The following is a 15,864-nucleotide window of genomic DNA, read 5'->3' on the forward strand; positions in this document are numbered from 1 at the left end:
AGCTCTGAACGATGAAATACGGTTATTTTGATGATGCAAACCGCGAATATGTAATTACGAACCCGAGAACTCCGTTTCCCTGGATCAACTATCTCGGAAACGAAGAGTTTTTCGGGCTGATATCCAATACTGCCGGCGGCTACTGTTTTTATAAGGATGCGAAGTTTCGCCGTTTGACCCGCTATCGCTACAACAACGTGCCGATGGATGTCGGCGGCCGCTACTACTACATTAAAGACGGCGACACGGTCTGGAATCCCGGCTGGAAACCGACGCAGACCGAGCTCGATTTTTACGAGTGTCGTCATGGTCTCAGCTATTCAAAATTCATTGGCGAAAAAGCCGGCATTTGCTCCGGACTCACCTGTCTTGTTCCGAAAGGAACCAATGCCGAAGTCCATAAGCTGGTTATCAAAAACTGTTCCGATGTCCGCAAAGAGCTGAAGCTCTTCTCCTTCGTCGAGTGGTGTCTGTGGAACGCGCAGACGGATATGGAAAACTTCCAGCGCAACCTTTCGGTTGGCGAAGTTGAAATCGACGGGTCGGTGCTCTACCACAAAACCGAATACAAAGAGCGTCGCGACCATTATGCTTATTTTTCGGTCAATGCTCCGATTCAGGGCTTTGACACCGATCGCGAATCGTTCATCGGTCTCTACAATGGGTTTGAAAACCCGCAGGTGGTTGCCGAAGGCCAACCGCGCAACTCTGAAGCTCACGGCTGGTCGCCGATCGCTTCGCACTATCTCGAAGTGAATCTGGAGCCGGGTGAAAAGCGCGAGTTCGTCTTCGTGCTGGGTTACGTCGAAAATGCCGCGGATGAAAAATGGGAGTCCAAAGGCATCATCAGCAAAACCAAAGCCAGAGAGGTGATTGCTGAATTCGATACGGTCGAAAAAGTAGACGCCGCGCTGGCCGAGCTTTCCAATGATTGGAAAAAGCTGCTGGATGTCTATCAGGTTTCGAGCGGCGACGAAAAACTCGACCGCATGGTCAACATCTGGAACCCCTACCAGTGCATGGTCACCTTCAACATGAGCCGCAGCGCCTCTTTCTTCGAGTCGGGAATCGGCCGTGGAATGGGCTTCCGCGACTCCAACCAGGACCTGATCGGATTTGTGCATCAGATTCCGGAGCGCGCCAAACAGCGCATTATTGATATCGCCTCCACGCAGTTTGAAGACGGCGCGGCCTACCATCAGTATCAGCCGCTGACCAAGCGCGGAAACGCCGACATCGGCGGCGACTTTAATGATGATCCGCTCTGGCTGATTCTGTCCGTCTCCGCCTACATCAAGGAAACCGGCGACGGGTCTATTCTGGATGAAACGGTTCCGTACGACAATGACATGAGTAAAGCGACCGACCTGTTCGGTCACTTGACCCGTTCATTCAACTTTACGGTCAATAATCTCGGTCCGCACGGCCTGCCGCTGATCGGTCGCGCCGACTGGAACGACTGTCTGAACCTCAACTGCTTCTCGAACGATCCGAACGAATCGTTCCAGACCACTGGTAACAAAATGGGGCGTACGGCCGAGTCGCTGATGATCGCCGGGCAGTTTGTGCTTTATGGTCGCGAGTATGTTGAACTGTGCAGGCGCCGCGGCATTGATACCGCAGAAGCCGAGCAGCATATCGCGAACATGATCGGAGCCGTCAAAGAGCACGGATGGGACGGAGAGTGGTTCCTGCGCGCTTACGACTACTATGGCAAGCCGGTCGGCTCCAAAGAGAACGAGGAAGCTCAGATTTTCATCGAATCGCAGGGCTTCTGCACCATGGCCGAAATCGGCAAGGAAGAGGGGCTTTGCGAAAAGGCTCTCGACTCGGTCGAAGAGCGCCTCGCCTGCGAGCACGGGATTGTACTCAACAACCCGGCGTTCACGAAGTATGTCATCGAGTACGGCGAAATTTCCACCTACCCGAAAGGGTACAAAGAAAACGCCGGGATTTTCTGCCACAACAATCCGTGGGTGATTGTCGGCGAAACAAAAATCGGGCGCGGCGACAAGGCGCTCGATTACTGGAAACGGATCGCTCCGGCTTATCGCGAGGAAAAATCCGAGCTGCACAAAATGGAGCCCTATGTCTACTCGCAGATGATTGCCGGTAAAGACGCCTTCAAGCCTGGCGAAGCCAAAAACAGCTGGCTCACCGGAACCGCCGCATGGAACTGGGCCGCGATTTCTCAGGACATTCTTGGCATCAAACCCGGTTACGATGGACTGATTATTGACCCTTGTGTTTCCAGGGGTTGGAAAAACTACAAGGTCACCCGCAAATACCGCGGTGCGACCTACAACATCACCATTGAAAACCCGCACAGCGTCTGCAAGGGCGTTAAAGCAATGACGGTTAATGGCGAAGCTGTTACTGGAAATGCAATTCCTGCTGCGGATGCAGGCAGCTCTGTTGATGTACTCGTTACGCTAGGATAGGCAGTCTGTTCCAGACCGCCGCGGACGCGTGCCCGGGCAGTAACGCCCGCGAAGACGCGTCCCTGCCGGACAATTTGGTTGGTCTTGTGATCTGGTCTTACGTTACTGCACCACATCAACGCGATAAAAGCGCTGCGGGTCGGGGGTTGGCATGATGATTGGTGCCGTGATCCCTGTCTGCTTGGTGGTCCATGTGCCGGAGGTCAGGTTGGAGGTGCTCATCAGGTTCCAGCTGACGCCTGCGGCATCCGGCCAGGAAATCTGTCCGTTCTGAAGCTCGATGCCGCGCAGAGTCAGGTTGGCTGATGTGGCCGCGGCCGGCGCAGAGGATTTGAGCCGGTCACATCCATGCGCTTCGTCTGCATTGCGCATCGAGCGCGAGAATTGGTAGATGAGTCCTTCGTAGCCCGGTTCATCGGCGAGGTTGACGGTTTCGAGCGGGTCGAGTTCATAGTCATAGAGCTCTCGCGCCTGAATGACGCCGGATGAATCAATCCATTCGGTGTAACGATAACGGTCGGTGCGATAGGCATAGCCGTAGGTGCCGCTACCGTAGTGGTTCATAATGCCGGTTTGAACGTGTGCCGAAGCATCCTGTAGAATCGGAACGAGGCTGCGCCCGGAAAGCGGGCGGTCATTCGGGTCGACAGAGTTTGGCGGTTGAACCGGTTCCGGTATTCCGGAGAGCTCGCAAAGGGTGGGGAATATATCCAGCAGGCCGACCGGGGCAGTGGAAACCTGTCCCGGCAGGTAGCCGGGTGCGCTGATGATGAACGGCACGCGGGTGGCCTGTTCGAGGTTCGTGTGTTTTCCCCATTCGTTGTGATCGCCGAGATGGAAGCCGTGGTCACCCCACAGTACGATGATGGTGTTGCTGGCAAGGCCGAGAGCATCGAGTTCGTCGAGCAGGCGTCCGATCTGTTCGTCGACGTGTGAGATGCAGGCGTAATATCCGTGCCGCAGCAGTTTTTGCTGTTCGTCCGGAAGGATATCGAATGTGAGCTGCAGGGCATTGCCGGAGCTGTCGGTTTCAAGGTAGTAGCTGTTGCGCAGTTCGGTGACGCTGTTGAACGTGTAGGGCGTTGCATTGGCCATGGCGTACGGGAAGGGAGCGGGGTTGAAATCATCGCGGTCATAAAGATCCCAGCTCGACTTCGGCGCGAGGAACGGCAGGTGAGGTTTTTTGAAACCAACGCCGAGGAAAAACGGTTTGCTGCCTGCGGCCAGCGTATTGAGCAGGGAGAGTCCCCCGGTGGCGATAGCACCGTCGATAAAGTCAGTGGCCGGCTGGTCGACACTTTCGGCGGCCAGTTTAACCGTTACGCCGTCATTGGTTCGCACCGCCGTTGTGCTGCCGACGCCGGGCGGATTTTCAAAACCGTACGACCATGATGGCGGATCATCCACGCTGTAGCCGTCTTCATTGATGGTGCCGTCGGGATTGATCGAACCGACGCAGCGATTGTCGTTGATTTTTCCGACAGCGGCGGTTTCGTAGCCATACTCAATAAAGAGCTGAGGAATCGTAACAATGTTGGTGACGCCGCGGGCATTATCTCGATCATCATTCACGGCATCGCCGCGCATTTTTGTGAAGCCCATTACGCCGGTCTGTTCCGGCATCAGTCCGGTCATCAGGCTGGCGCGGCTCGGGCCGCAGACGGCCCATTGGCAGTGCGCATTGAGGAAGACCGTGCCGCGCTCGGCAAGGCGGTCCATGTTGGGCGTTTGAATAAGCGTATTCCCAAAACTTCCAAGGATTGGATTAATATCGTCAATAGCAATAAACAGAACATTGGTTCCTTCATACGGCGAAACGGTCGGCGGCGGTTCTGCGCCTTCGCCTTCTGTGAAAATCATTCCGAGCGCACCCGAGGTTTGTTTGTCCACATCCCCGCCGGAGAGGGTGTATGCTGAACTCCAGCTGGTGCCGGAGACAGCTGTGTGGGACGCAATCACCCGTTTGTCCGATCCGTTGATTTCTTCCGTATAAGTCGCGGGTTCAGAGACGAGATCGGTTCGGGCGCTGATGGCTTCAATCAGAACGGCTCCGGACAAGTTGGTGCTGAACGAATAATTCAGGGAGTATGAAAAGCCGTTGTCCGCATTGTCGGTATCGTCCCATGCGGCGGATCCGGCCAGTGCAATTGATCCTCCGTTGGCGCGAAGAACATGCAGGGAGGCAACCGCGGTAATATATTCCGAGCGGAGTTCGTAAGTAAACGAACCGGCGTTGGTCACCGTCATGAACCAGCCCCAGCTGGTCGGGTAGGTGGTCAGTCCGTTATACAGCACTGTTTGTCCGTCGGTGGATCCTGTGCCGCCGGTCTGTACCAGGGTGATTGGTGAAACGTCGCCTTTCTTGTTGGTGGCGGCCGAGACGACAATCACATCACCTTCCTGCAGCGATACCGCGGTGCTGACAGATCCGGTCACTGCGCCGGTTCCGGACGAAAAGCCACCTGTGTTGGTGTCGATAATAGAAATCGCCGCCTGTGTGCAGAGCGCAGTCAAAAAGAGAGCCATCAGTGTGAGTATCTTTTTCATCACTAAAGGATACCGGATCGCACACGTTTAAAAGAGGCAATCAGTCATTGATGATTGGTGCTTTTTCGGTGAAAAAGTGCACTGCTGGTTAGTTTCTCAAACAGACTGTCCGCCAGCAGCGCTGCGCCTTCAATGCTCAGATGCACCGGATCCTGCGGTTTGTCGGCCTGAAGGTTTTTTTCGGAGGAAACCTCTTCGCCTTTGATCAGAATCAGGTTGGGGTCGTTGTGCTCGGCGACCAGTTTTTCGAGTACGGCACGAAATTCATCAACCGTATGGCCGGTCTTTTCAGAAACCGGTTTTTTCGTAGTCAGCAGGGAAATGCAGACAATTTTTGTTTCGGGATGGTTTTTACGAATCGCATCCAGCAACCGGGCATAGTCCGCCTTGTAGGTTTCGGGGGATTTATCATTGAAGTGCAGTCCGTTATATCCAACCAGAATTGTGATCAGGTCAATCCACTTCCAGTCCTCCAGCATCTCTGCCACAGGAACCGCAATCTTCCCGCCGCCGACCGCCAGATTGAACAGCTCCATGTTCAGTTTTCGTGACAGCAGGAACGGCCACGTTTTATGCCCATACCCGTCCTGACCAACCCCGTGCGAAATCGAGTCGCCCAACGCAACATAGCAGGCTGAGTCTGCACCCTTTTGATTTCCAATGGTTGGAACTTTTCCACCGTCGGATTCCAAGCCTTGGAACTCGACATTGGCGAAGCTGGGCAGGACGATTTCAAACAGCGACTCTCCTGGCTGGGTTGATTGGAATTTCAGGACGGCATCTGTTGCCTGCGGGCTGAATTTAAACTCCTCAATCAACTTGCTGTTTTCAAACACGCCGAAGCCCGCACCCATATAATTTGCGCTGAGAATCTTAAAGTGAGCGGTGATTTGAGCTGCATCTGTTTTGAACGCAACAATTCCTCCGCTTGTGTTTTGTGCTTTGGCCGGGTTGAGACCAAGCTGATGCGTCGGCATTGCAAGAATGTCTTCACGGAAACGGGCAAAACGGATTCCTTCTTCCGTTTCTGTCACATATCGGAGTCCATGAATTTCTACAGCACTGCTGATGCTGCTTAACAGGATTGCAAATAGAATCGGCTTTTTCATGTCAGGCTCATTTTTTAGCCACGAAAACATAAAAAATCACTGAAAGTGGCGTTGTTGTTTTCGTGTCTCTTCGTGTTTTTTGTGGTAATTCATGATTGGATTCTGGGGCGGAGCAGGAAGCCGAGATTATCGAGTTCCAGTGTGCCGCTGACCGGCTCGTTGGAGTTGAGCAGGAACAAAACGGCAAAGCCCTGATCCATTACTCTTAAAAACTGTTCGTTGGGAATTTCCAGCCGTACAACCTGCTCTTTTGCGGGAACGAGCGATATCTCGCCGCACGGAATCCAGTAGGCCCCGTGACTTTGTAAAACCACTTGCAGTTTTGCGCCCGCCGGTTTCCAATGTTTGGAAACTTCTACATTAAAGAATATGCCGCCGATCCGCTCTTTCGGCACGCTGCGCGGATATTCCTTGATCGCAAAAATGTGATTGTTCGGCGGTGCGACATTTTCATTTTTAAACGCAATCTGCAGACGTCCGTTTCCAATGGTTGGAACAAGCCGTGACTCAGAAGCCTTCGGCATTTCATCGAAGGGCCATGCAATCAGTTCTTCAAACTCAACCGGTTTGAAGTCGATGGTCTGTTCGGTCTGCAGTCCATCGCATTCGGCCGTTACGGTGACGTTGCCGGGGCCGTTCGGCTTCAGGATAAACTTGGCGGTTGCGCCGCTCAGTTCCGGTTCAATCTGTTCGATGATGGCGCCGTTGTCGGCGCTCAGTTTCACCTTTCCAAGATCTTTTGCAAACGGATCAGTCGTTCCTTTGTTCACCGCACGCACCCAGCCTTCAACCTCCAGATCGCCGAAGCCGGTATTTGGCAGAACAAAATTTAGAGACGGACTCTCCCCGTCCGTCGCGTTGCTCCGGCCACCCCTCCGAGGGAGGGGACTGTTCTTGACCCCCTCCGTGGGAGGGGTGCCCGCAGGGCGGGGTGGGTTTGTGGAGAGCTGATAAACTTTTAGGCAATAAGGCGGGATAGTGACCTTGTTTGAAACCTTCCATGGTTCTGTTGATGGGCCCGAGTTCCACTCGGTACGATGTGTCACCGGATTTCGAAAATATTCGCGTGAGGAGAGGGTGGTGACGGTTCCGCCTGTCGCTTTGAAACCATTCAGGTTGAGCTCGACCGGGAAGCTTTCAGTGCGCGATTCGTTCATGATCATCACGTACAGGTTGTCGTCGTCGCGCGTGGCGTGAACGTGCAGCAGATTGTTGTCGACCGATGATTCAACCAGGGTATCGGCCATGCAGTGGCTCCACAGCCAGAAACCCCAGGTTCGGCCGGTCGGCACGTAGGTTCCGTCCTGTTCAACCAGCATGCCGTGGCCGTTGTCATCGCCGCTGAACATGTCCCATACGGTCGCCGAGTCGATGCCGCATTCGATCATTTCACCGATCCACGACGCAAACCACAAGCCGTTAAACAGGCGGTAAGCGTCCTGATCTTTCGGCAGTTTGGAATTCCACTCCGTGATTGAATATTCGATTTCGCCAAAGCGTGCCGGCTGATGTTTCTTCACCAGCTCGTCGAGGCGGTCGGTGACCGGTTTCAGGTTTTCCAACCCTTGGAAAAGTTCATGTTCAGGCGCGAGGCTGCTGCGCAGAGAGTAAAAGTGAAGCGACAGGAAGTCGACGTGCTCGCCGGCCAGTTTTAAAAGCGGTTCAAAATAGTCTTCGTGGTGACGGATATCGCACGATGGACCGCCGATCTTGATGGTCGGGTCGACCGCCTTCATGGCTTTGGCGAACTCGATGAAAATTTCCGCGTATTTTTCGGCGGTCATTTTGGAGCCGTCGGGGCGGATGTGTCCGGCTTCCCATTCGCCGTTGAGCTCGTTACCGATCTCCCAGTATTTCACGTTCCAGCCGTTTTCGATGTTTGCCCAGCGCACCCACTCGGCGGCCATTGCCGGGGTGCCGGTTCCGGCGTTGACCGTAACGAGGTTGCGGGCGGTCGGATGCTTCGCCGTGATCTCGTGCATGGTTTTTGCATCGATCTGTACAATGCCGGTTTCTGCTTTGCTCCAGTCGAGGTTATCGACGCAGAAGCCGGGTTTGTAGGCGGAGTAATCCACCTGCCAGAAGGGGGCTTTGTATTTCATCGGATCGGCTTTTCCGCTTTCGATGACGCCGTTTCCGTTCCAGTAAAAGCGATCGGACTGTGATCCGCCGGGCATGCGCACCAGCCCGATGCGCAGGTCACCGAGCGGCCCGTCGGTCATCGCCCATGCAAAGTCGGCCGGATTGTTATAAATCGCAATGTTAATCCCCAGCAGCTTGGCGCGGTCAACCGTTGCGATTGCTTTATTTGCATCGACTGAAACGGTGGTTGCCTGAACCGTGACGGCTGTGGTGGCGAGAAAAGTCAGAAGAGGTCTCATTGCCCAAATTCTCCGAAGGTGCCTGGGAGGTCTTCGACCATTTTTTCGAGCTCGGCTTTCATGTCGGCGAGGACGGCGGCGTATTCGGGGTTGCCGGCGAGGTTGTTCTGTTCGCGCGGATCTTTGGACAGATCGTAGAGCTGATCGCGGTCGAAGTAGCCGGGATAGGAGCCCGTGGAGGCGCGCTCGGCGTCGCCGCCGCCGGGGATGGCGGTCAGGTGACTGAACGGTTGGGAGGGATCTTCGGTGACGATGCGCAGGTGCTTGCGGGTGCGTTCGGCATTCCATTCGTCGAGCAGGGCTTTGCGCTCTTCGGGACCCATATTTTCCAGATTGTCCGGATAGCGCACAGCGAGGTATTTCCAGTTGCCTTTGCGGATGGCGCGGGCGTAGCCGAGTTCAAAGTAGAGGATGCGGTCGGGATCCGGCTGGCCGCCGTTGAGGACGGGCAGGAAGCTTTTGCCATCAAAGTCAGCTTCTTCAGGATTGGCGCCGGCGATGTCGAGCATGGTGGGAGCAAAGTCGACTATATGCACCAGTGCGTCGCTGGTGGATCCGGCGGGCCAGCCGCCTTCGCGCCAGATGATGCTCGGGTTGTGTACGCCGCCTTCGTAGAGTGTGCCTTTGGATTTCTGTCCGTGGTCGCTGTAAAAAAAGATGACGGTGTTGTCGAGCAGGCCGTTCTTTTCCAAGGTCTGGATGAGCGCCCCGAGGGCGTCGTCGAGCCAGAGCATGTTGCAGGTGTCGTCATTGACCGGCAGTCCGGCGGCTTTGACGCGTTCCGGAATGGTTGCGCGCGGCGGCTGGACGGTCGGGGCTTTGTCAAGATAGCCGACCGCTGTGATCAGCGGGTTGGCGTTCCACGAACGCTTCTCTTTCGTCGGTCCGTGCGGGACGGTGGTGGCCAGATAAAGGAAGAACGGTTTCTGTCGCGGACGGTTAAGAAACTCAACACCGGCTTCAGTGATCCAATCCATGTTCTGGACGGCGACATCGTGCAGGCCGAGGAAGTCGGGGTTGTTGTCGTAAACATGATCGGCAAAATCAAAGCCGACTTCGCGGATGGCCTGGCAGACGCGGTCGTGATTGGCTTTCAGTTTCGAGGCGTTTTGAGGATCTTTGGCGCTGGCATCAAAGTTCGGGAAACGCTTGAGCCCGCTCACTTCAACGACGTGGTTTTTGCCGGCCATGCCGGTTTCGTAGCCTGCCTTCTTCAGAAGTTTCGGCAGGGTTACGTCGTCCGGCATGATGTGCGAGTTAAACTCCACAACGCTCTGCCCGCCGTTCCCGGCGGTGGTCTGCTCGAACCATGGATTGGTGGCGCGGCTGGCGTAGCGGCCGGTCAGCACGTTGTAGCGGCTTGGGGTGCAGACCGGTGACGCGCAGTACTGCTCCATCATCACGATGCCTTCTTCGGCAAGTCGGTCGATATTCGGCGTGAGGTTTTTACCTTTTCCTTCCGGCAGGCAGTTAAAGTGTTTCGGAAGCATGTCGTCGGCGATGAAAAAGATCACATTCGGCTGTGCCGAATGGTGAGATTCGGGGGATGCTGCGGCAAGCGCTGAGCCAGCTGAGATCATACAGAGTGATGTCGTGATTAAATGTTTCATTACGGCTCCTTTATTGCCCACGAATCACACGAATTTTCACGAACCTGAGCTTCTTATTTTTATCCGTGTTCATTCGTGTGATTCGTGGGTGTTTTCTAAATTTGTATGGGTCAGCGCAGGATCAGGCCTGCGTCGTTAATGAAAATTTCTCCATGGATGGGTTGAGTGGACGAAAGTTGGACGCGGATAGAATATAGCCATTTCATGGCCGGCAGGTGTTCGTGGTTTTTTATTTTAAATGAAAGGGTCTGCCATTCGTCTGTTAAACGGTTGAGCGGAACAGAGCCGACCGGAATCCAGTGATCGGATTCGCTTTGCAAAACAATCTGCAGCGAAGCGTACGGGTCGTCCGTAGCGAGATCATGCGATGCGCGCACTTCGAAGGTGACGCCGCCGACGCGTTCTTTGGATACACGGTTCGGAATGGGTTCAAACTTCAGCAGGGTGTCGTGCTGCGGTTTCGGCAGGGCGGCATCGAGCCGGATTGCAGCGGTCTGCTGGTTGGGTTTGGCGGTGTCGCTGAGCGACAGGGCAAAGTCGGACTGTATTCCGTCCAGCGTGTCGTCTTCAAATGCCCACAGGATTTCGGTGCGCGACTCAACCGGCTCGGAGCGCATGGACACTTCGGCCTGTCCTGCACAGACTGTTACGGTTCCGGTGCCGGTTGGTGTGATTGTAAAGCGACCGGCTCCTTCGTTGATACGGACTTTCTCTGTGTTCAATGTCGCTGGGCCTTTAACCGTCAGTTCCACAAAGCGAGCCTCCTGGTTGGCTGAGCAGGCGGCTGTGTCCGGAGCCAGAACCCAGGCTTCAACAGGAATGTCTTCCGGGGTTGTTTTCGGAATGAGTAGTGCAATGTGATTTGTAGGACACGCTTCCCGTATGCGGGAGCGTGTGTTCCCGCACAAGTTCTCTGGATACAGAGAAGCTTGTCCTGCAATATTTTCATTTCCAATGTTTGGAACTTGAAGGACAAGTGCGGAAAAAGGCGGGACGGTGACGCCGTTGCTGATATCGAGCGGAACGGGTTCGGGTTTGCGGCTCCACTGCGGACGGTGAGTGATGGGATTCCAGAAATATTCACGGTGCGAAACCTGAATGGCGGTCGCGTGATCGGAAAGTGTTTCAGTGGATTTCAGTTGAACCGGCGCGGCGTGTTCGCGCGAGGTATTGACGAGCAGGATTTGCAGTCCGTCATCGGAGCGGGTGACGGCGGAGTAGAGATTTTCCGCCTCCGTTAGTGTGCTTTGAATGAGTTCATCACCCATGCACTGGCTCCAGAGCCAGAGCGCCCAGTACTGCGCCTTCGGAATACAGGGCGGATTAAATGATTCAAACTGACGGTCCATTTCGGCCTGTGGAACGCCGGGTTGCTCAAAGTCGAACGGGTCAAAATAGAAGAGGCCGTGTCCGCCGGTCTCTGTGGCGGTGATCATATCCCACTGGTTGGCAAAGCTGACGCCGTTGCGGAACATTTCGCCGATCCAGATGGTCGCCCACAGTCCGTTCATCAGATCGGCGGTATCGCGGGCCTCAACCACCTTGGAATTCCATTCGGTGATGGCGACTTCGATTTCGTTTTTGCGGTCGGGCTGATACTGCGCGATCCAGCTGTGAATGCGTTCGAGTGCCGGTTCGAGCGTAAGCGCTCCGTCGAAAAATTCGGCTTCGGTTTTCTGGCGGTTTTTAACGGGGTAGGTGTGGAAAGAAACAAAGTCGACCAGATCGCCTGCATCGCGCAGGGTTTCTTTGATGAATGCGCCTTTATCATTCGAGCTGGCCGGGCCGCCGGTTTTGATGGTCGGGTCGACGGCTTTCATCGCTTCGGCAAATTCACGGAAACGCTGCGCGTAGATTTCGCCGGTCATCTCGCGACCGTCGGGAAGGATGTGTCCCAGTTCCCAGCGACCTTCAAGTTCGTTACCGATTTCCCAGTATTTGACGTTATAGCCATTTTTCATGTTGGCCCAGCGCACCCACTCGGAGGCCATTTCCGGAGTGCCGCTGCCGAGGTTGACGGTGACGATGGCCTGTGCGCCGAAGTCTTCGACAAAGTCGTGCAGCTGCCTGACGTCCCACGAGCCGTGAAAGCTGTCGCTGACCGGTTTGCGTTCATCGCCCTCAATGTTGAAGCCCGGCGCATAGCCGGACCAGTCGATGTCCCACACACCGTCTTTCAGTTTGGAAAGGTCAAATGAATCACCGCTGCGTACGCCGTTGCCGTTCCAGATGTAGTGATTGGCCCACGACCCGCCCGGAATGCGGATGAATGCCGGGGCCAGCTCGCGTACATAATCATGCAGTTCGGAGTCGGCCAGTTCCCACGGCTGGTTCCATAGCGCGATGTTCGATCCGGTCAGGTTGCGGCGGTTGGTAGAGTGAACCGTCTGAGACGGATCAATTTTCAGCGTGCCGCCCAGAGCGGTCGCTGCTGCCAGACTTATGGACATGAGTGCTTTCATGCGTTTTATGTAGCAGTCGTCCTGAGGGCGACTCGTTCACCTCAGGCGAACGGCCACAGGACTTTTACTTTTTCTTTCCCGCTTCTGTAAGCTGAAAGTTTTTCAGGAATGCATTGCTGTTGAGGTTGCCAAGATGAATTTTCAGGCAGGCGGGATCATTCGGGTCGATCTCTTTGGTCTTGAATGAATACTGCAGCGTCGTCCATTCCGCGCCCGGAGTCTCTGAGCGCATCAGTCCGTAGTGCGGGGCTTTGTAGTCAATGCTGTGGACGACGGATACTTTGATGTCGCCGCCGTTATCAGCATCCGTGCGCATGTCAAACTGAAGCAGGTATTTGGTGTCGGACTCCAGTTTCAGATCCGGCTGCTGCAGGGTCCGGTGATACGGCTGTTTGCCGGCCTCGTTTATTTCCAGTTTCAGTGTGCCGTCCGCTTCAATGACGGCGGTGGCCGGTGCTTTTTGATCCTGTAGTTTCCACGGGGCCAGTGCGCCTGAAGCAAAGCCGGGATTCAACAGCAGGTTATTGCCGGACTCTACCGGTTGCTTTGCCTGTTTTTTCGCCGGAGCCGGCTTGGGTTTGGATTCAACTTGATCCTTCTGCTGTTTGTACGCGGCGGCAATGGTCTGCATCCGGTTGATCTCCCGCACGTATTCCGGATTGTCGATCAGGTTGCGCTGTTCCAGCGGATCGGCTTTGTAATCATAAAACTCCCGGGCAATCACTTCGCCGGACGGTTTGCCGGCATAAAAATCACCATCAACCCATTCGATGTAGCGGTAGCGGCTGTCGCGCCATGCGTAGCCCATAATTTCCCCGTGGCCGCCGACGTGGCGCGGGAACTGGCTGACCGCCGCGTCCTTCACCATTGCGGACGGATCTTCCAGTATGCGCACCAGGCTGTCGCCTTCGAGCACCTCGGGAACCGGCAGGCCGGCCAGCTCACAGAGAGTGGGGTAGACGTCGACAAATTCCGCGACCGACATGCTTTGCTGTCCCTTCGGTTTGCGCAGGTCGGCAATAATCAGCGGGACGTGGGTAGCCTGCTCATAGTTGGTATGCTTGCACCACATGCCGTGGTCGCCGAGGTGCCATCCGTGATCGCCCCAAAGCACCACAATCGTGTTGTCCGCTTCGCCGGACTGTTCCAGTGCATCGAGCAGGCGGCCGACCTGGGCGTCGGTATACGACACGCAGGCATAGTATCCGTGAATCAGCGTAATCTGCATATCCTCGGGAATCGGGCCGCCATCGCCGATCGGCGGAATGTCGCTGTACGACCCGTTGCGCAGTTCCCAGCCCGGCTGCCAGTGGAAATCCGGAGCGCCTTCCGGCCTCTCTTTCACTTCTGCCAGATGGAACTGACTGCGTTTGTACAGATCGGCATATTTTTTCGGCGCCACAAACGGCAGGTGCGGCTTCTTAAAACCGACCGCGATAAAAAACGGCTCGTCTTTCGGGGCGAGTTCGTTGAGCAGGGCAATACCGGTATCCGCAATGCGGCCGTCGGCATAGGCGTTGTCCGGCACATCCTGATCGATCTCTACCGGCGGCGTGCCGCCCAGTCTTTTCTTCAGAGCGCCGTCCTTCCCAATGCCTTTTTCTTTCAGTGCGCGGACCTTGGCTACGAACTCCGGATTCACACAGCCGAATTCTTCATCCGGATTATCGCCAAACTGCACATAGGGGCGGCTCCACGACGCGGGATCGTTTGCGTTGCGGCTGTCCACGCTGCGCGGGTCATAAATTTTGCCGGTGCCGACCGCCGTGTAGCCGTTTTCCTTGAGATACTGAGGAAGCGTCACCACGTCGGGCAGAATATCGCGGATGCGGGTTTTCAGATCCCACACCTTGGTCGTGTCGGGGCGCAGGCCGGTCAGCAGACTCGCGCGGCTCGGGCCGCAGACCGCCTGCTGGCAGTGTGCATTCAGAAACACGGTTCCCTGAGCGGCCAGACGGTCAATGTTCGGGCTTTTGACAAGCTCATCGCCGTAGCAGCCGAGAATCGGCTTCAGGTCATCGACGGCGATGAAAAGGATGTTGGGTTTTTCTTCCGCTGCAATGGATGCTCCGCTCGCTGCGAGTCCGGCCAAAGCGCCCAGTAAAAACAGATTCGACTTCATAAAAAGACTCCTTTGATCTGAAACTGATTATTCTTCAATCAATCTCGACTCGCAAGGCATCTTCTCACTGATTTGTTTTTTATTATCGGTGATAAAGCGAACGGATGGGGAGTGGATGGGTGGAATTGTGGATTGCTGGATGAATGGGGGTTCCAAGCATTGGAAAAATTTCTTCCAATCATCGGAAAACGTTCACGCAGAGGCGCTGAGGTCGCAGAGATTTTTTAACCATGTCGGCTCCCTATTTGCGGACTTCGCGTCTTTGCGTGGGAAAATGGTATTTTGTTTCCAAAGTTCGGAAGACTGCGACCTTTGACCTTATCTGTCTTGTGGAAATGGGCAGATTTGATAGGCTCCAGCCATGAGCATTGCCGAACTTAAATCAATGTCCCGCGACGAGCAGCTTCTTGCGATGGAGATTCTGTGGGAAGAGCTGAGCCGTGAGGATCAGCAGGTTGAGTCGCCCGCATGGCATAAAGAAGTGCTGGATGAACGGCAGTCCATGGTTGCTGAGGACTCTGCAAGCTACCTGACGATGGATGAGCTGAAGAAAAGGCTTCGCCCATGATGGCTGAGTGGGTTCTGGTACTCGAACAGGCCGCCGTTGATCTTGAGAACGGCCGCGATTTTTATGAAAAACAGCTCCCCGGTCTGGGGGATTATTTTACGGATTCACTGATTGCGGATATTGAATCGCTTCAGCTGTCGGCCGGGATTCATGCCATTCATTACGGTGCCCATCGCATGCTGGCCAAGCGTTTTCCGTTTGCAATTTACTATAATCTGAAGGACGGAACCGCCTGTGTGATTGCTGTTCTTGACGTCCGTCGAGACCCAACCTGGCTGCATGGCCAAATGAAAAACCGCTGAGGTTTAGAGCAAGCATTTGGACATTTTGACTGAATTATTTAGCCGCAAAAGATCGCAAGAAACGCAAAAAAATCCAGTGCGGGATAGAATTTAAAACGCGAATCTCGCTAATTTACGCGGATGAATTCTGTAGGGCGGGGGACGAGACTCCGCCGAGATACCCCACAAGTGTGGCGATAGATAATTTTACCGTTGGGAAAATGATGTTCTGTAGCCGCCCGCGATGTGGGCGGTTCTTAGTTTTTTTGACGGGATCACCAGCCGTCGCCAAAGGCTGATGTACAGGGTCGGGGGTGGAAAACTGCGACTTTAGACATTTCGA

9 protein-coding genes are annotated in these 15,864 nt (G+C 54.9%); 3 read left to right on the forward strand and 6 right to left on the reverse strand.

Annotated elements, in window-relative coordinates; translation table 11 throughout:
- The first annotated feature begins 11 nt into the window (after positions 1-11).
- Positions 12-2,441 carry a GH36-type glycosyl hydrolase domain-containing protein gene (locus GT409_RS06380; protein ID WP_160628069.1) on the forward strand — a complete coding sequence of 810 codons (2,430 nt, stop codon included), beginning with the start codon at positions 12-14 and terminating at the stop codon, positions 2,439-2,441.
- 102 nt (positions 2,442-2,543) lie between these two features.
- Here GT409_RS06380 and GT409_RS06385 read toward each other — a convergent pair whose 3' ends face one another.
- The 6 genes from GT409_RS06385 to GT409_RS06410 all read right to left on the reverse strand — a co-directional run bounded on the left by GT409_RS06385 (position 2,544) and on the right by GT409_RS06410 (position 14,672).
- Positions 2,544-4,988, reverse strand: a complete 2,445-nt coding sequence (locus GT409_RS06385; RefSeq protein ID WP_160628071.1) for a sulfatase — start codon at positions 4,986-4,988, stop codon at positions 2,544-2,546.
- A gap of 44 nt (positions 4,989-5,032) precedes the next feature.
- The gene (locus GT409_RS06390) at positions 5,033-6,097 is read right to left on the reverse strand and encodes an SGNH/GDSL hydrolase family protein (protein WP_160628073.1); all 1,065 of its coding nucleotides are present in this window, start codon (positions 6,095-6,097) and stop codon (positions 5,033-5,035) included.
- Positions 6,098-6,186: 89 nt separating this feature from the next.
- Positions 6,187-8,478, reverse strand: a complete 2,292-nt coding sequence (locus GT409_RS06395) for a GH39 family glycosyl hydrolase (protein WP_160628075.1) — start codon at positions 8,476-8,478, stop codon at positions 6,187-6,189.
- Positions 8,475-10,088: a sulfatase family protein gene (locus GT409_RS06400; protein ID WP_160628077.1), complete on the reverse strand. Its 1,614-nt coding sequence runs from the start codon at positions 10,086-10,088 to the stop codon at positions 8,475-8,477. Before GT409_RS06400 ends, GT409_RS06395 begins: the two co-directional genes overlap by 4 nt.
- Before the next feature lie 110 nt (positions 10,089-10,198).
- Positions 10,199-12,538: a GH39 family glycosyl hydrolase gene (locus GT409_RS06405; RefSeq protein WP_160628079.1), complete on the reverse strand. Its 2,340-nt coding sequence runs from the start codon at positions 12,536-12,538 to the stop codon at positions 10,199-10,201.
- A gap of 76 nt (positions 12,539-12,614) precedes the next feature.
- Complete coding sequence (locus GT409_RS06410; RefSeq protein WP_160628081.1) at positions 12,615-14,672, reverse strand: sulfatase-like hydrolase/transferase; 2,058 nt, start codon at positions 14,670-14,672, stop codon at positions 12,615-12,617.
- 361 nt (positions 14,673-15,033) lie between these two features.
- On the opposite strand from GT409_RS06410, the gene GT409_RS06415 reads away from it, so the two are divergent.
- Complete coding sequence (locus GT409_RS06415; RefSeq protein ID WP_160628084.1) at positions 15,034-15,240, forward strand: addiction module protein; 207 nt, start codon at positions 15,034-15,036, stop codon at positions 15,238-15,240.
- Positions 15,237-15,542 (forward strand): hypothetical protein, encoded by a 306-nt coding sequence (locus GT409_RS06420; protein ID WP_269844989.1) that lies wholly within the window; start codon positions 15,237-15,239, stop codon positions 15,540-15,542. Before GT409_RS06415 ends, GT409_RS06420 begins: the two co-directional genes overlap by 4 nt.
- The last annotated feature ends 322 nt before the right edge of the window (positions 15,543-15,864 follow it).

Origin of the sequence: Tichowtungia aerotolerans, from assembly GCF_009905215.1 — a bacterium.
Classification (GTDB): Bacteria; Verrucomicrobiota; Kiritimatiellia; order Kiritimatiellales; family Tichowtungiaceae; genus Tichowtungia; species Tichowtungia aerotolerans.